We start from the raw sequence: 2376 nt of genomic DNA on the forward strand, positions 1-2376 counted from the left end.
GCCGTCCTCACGGCGGTGCGGGATCCACTGCTCGGGAATCACATAGACCTCCGCTCCGGCCATTCCGGCGGCTCACCTGCCTCCGATTCTGGTCGTGCCCATTGCGGCGCGGGGGCCTTTCCGGCGCAGCAGGGACGACCAAATCTAAGCCGCCCCGGGGATCGGGCCCGGCCCGGGTCAGAACCTCCTGAAGCTGTGGCCGAGGAGCCGCTTGCCACCCTCGGCGAGCTTGCCGGCCCGGGCCGCGGTGGGCAGCAGCGACAGGGAGTTGAGCCGCGACGTCACGTGCAGTCGCGCGGCACGCTCGGCCTTCTTCCAGCCCCGGGCGGCGAACGCGTCCGCCTCGGCGGCGAAGAAGCGGGCCTCCTCGTCGAAGCGGCGGCCGTCGAGCGCACGCACCGAGGAGTCGGACGCCGAGTGCCGGCGGTAGAGGAATGCCAGCGTCGGGTCGTAGACCATGTGGCCGCCGGCGGTGATCACGTCGACCAGCAGCGCCAGGTCCTGCACCACGTCGAGCCCCTCGCGGAACCCGATGCGGCGAATCCACTCGGAACTCCACGCCAGTGACGGGAAGTAGGTCCAGTTGCCGTGCATCAGCGAGGTCATCAGCTTCTCGCCGTGCAGGACCGTGCGCCCGTCTGTCCTGGGCTGGGTGAACGACTTGACGGTGTCCGACAGTGGCCGGACCGGCGCACCGTGTTCGTCGATCACGCTGACGCCCACCTCCATCACCGCGGCGTCGGGAACGGCCGCGAACCCGTCGGCCACCACCTGCAGATAGTTGGGCAGCATGATGTCGTCGGCGCCCATCACCACGACGACCGGCGCGGTGACCATCTCCAGGCACTTGCGGTAGTTGCCGTTGGCACCGAGGTTGGTCTCGTTCTTCTCGTACGTCACCCGCTCGTCGCGTGCGGTGATCTCCCCCATGTAGCGGGCGGGCTCCGGGTCCGGGTAGCCGTCGTCCACCACGACCAGTCGGAAGTCCGAATAGCTCTGGGAGAGAACGCTGTCCACAGCCTTCTTGAAGTGGCCGACGTCCCCGTAGTAGGGGAGCATCACATCGATGGCCATCGGGGAACCGCCGTCCTTCTCGTCACCGGGTTGTCCGTCCGATCGCATAGTATCGACCGGCGATGAGCAGTGACAGTGAGCGACTCCCAGAGCACGGTGACACGGCCGGCGGCGACCCCGCAGACGACCCCACGGGCAACCGCGACGTCTGGCTGATCGTGCCATGCTTCAACGAGGGCACCGTCATCGAGGACGTGCTCAGCAGTGCGCGAGAGACGTTCCCCAACATCGTGGCGGTCGACGACGGGTCGTCCGACGAGTCCGCCGCCGCGATCCACCGGGCGGGGGCGCACCTCGTCCGCCACCCGGTCAATCTCGGGCAGGGCGCTGCCATCCAGACAGGTGTCGAGTACGCCCGCACCCAACCCGGCGCCCGCTACTTCGTCACCTTCGACGCCGACGGCCAGCACCAGGTCAAGGACGTCCTCGCGATGGTGGAGAGGGTCCGAGCCGAACCGGTCGACATCGTGGTGGGTACCCGCTTCGGCCGCCCGCGACGCGAGGGCGATCAGGTCCCGCTGATCAAGCGGATCGTCCTGAGGACCGTCGTCATGCTGAGCCCGCGCACCCGCCGGCTCGGCCTGACGGACGCCCACAACGGGCTCCGGGTGTTCAACGAGCGGGTCGCGAACGACCTCAACCTGCGGATGAACGGCATGAGCCACGCCAGCGAGTTCGTGGAACTGATGGACAACCGTGGGTGGCGCGTCGCGGAGCAGCCCGTCGACATCCTCTACACCGAGTACTCCATGTCGAAGGGGCAGTCGCTGCTCAACGGGATCAACATCCTCTCCGACGGGTTCGTGGGAAAGAGGTTGCCGCGATGATCAAGGCACTACTGCTGCTCGCCGGCGCCGCGCTGGTGGCGTTCTTCCTCGCCAACCGGCGCAAAGCCCGGGCGAAGGCCGGGGTCAAGATCGGCTTCGTGCTGTTCGTGGTGTTCATGGTCTATGCGGTGCTGCGCCCGGACGACCTCACCGTGGTGGCCAATGCCCTGGGCGTCCAGCGGGGCACGGACCTGGTGCTGTACGCGCTGGTCATGGGCTTCGCATTCGTCACCGTCTCCACCTACGTGCGATTCCGCGAACAGGAACTGCGATACGCCCGACTGGCCCGGTCGATCGCGCTGCAGAACGCGGTGCGGCCGGAGGACCGGCCAGACGCGACCGCGGTGATGCCCGTCGCGGACGACGACGACCGCCTACGACGGTGACCGGCCGGTCCGCTGGTCGCGCGGATACCGGCGGCGCGGAGTCCGGTGACGCGGGTACCGGCGGCGCGGGGTCCGGTGACGTGGAGGTC

Annotated in this window: 3 protein-coding genes; 2 read left to right on the forward strand and 1 reads right to left on the reverse strand. The window is 68.5% G+C overall.

The annotated features are described in order from the left end of the window. Positions 1 to 177 precede the first annotated feature (177 nt). Complete coding sequence (locus G6026_RS13240) at positions 178 to 1074, reverse strand: glycosyltransferase (protein ID WP_107757959.1); 897 nt, start codon at positions 1072 to 1074, stop codon at positions 178 to 180. Positions 1075 to 1136: 62 nt separating this feature from the next. Here G6026_RS13240 and G6026_RS13245 point away from each other — a divergent pair, with 62 nt between their 5' ends. Further along, positions 1137 to 1901 carry a glycosyltransferase family 2 protein gene (locus G6026_RS13245; protein ID WP_241725867.1) on the forward strand — a complete coding sequence of 255 codons (765 nt, stop codon included), beginning with the start codon at positions 1137 to 1139 and terminating at the stop codon, positions 1899 to 1901. Next, the gene (locus G6026_RS13250) at positions 1898 to 2287 is read left to right on the forward strand and encodes a DUF2304 domain-containing protein (protein WP_107755653.1); all 390 of its coding nucleotides are present in this window, start codon (positions 1898 to 1900) and stop codon (positions 2285 to 2287) included. The genes G6026_RS13245 and G6026_RS13250 overlap by 4 nt, the downstream gene beginning before the upstream one ends. The last annotated feature ends 89 nt before the right edge of the window (positions 2288 to 2376 follow it).

It is taken from the genome of Dietzia sp. DQ11-38-2 (assembly GCF_014145055.1).
In the GTDB taxonomy this organism is placed as follows: domain Bacteria; phylum Actinomycetota; class Actinomycetes; order Mycobacteriales; family Mycobacteriaceae; genus Dietzia.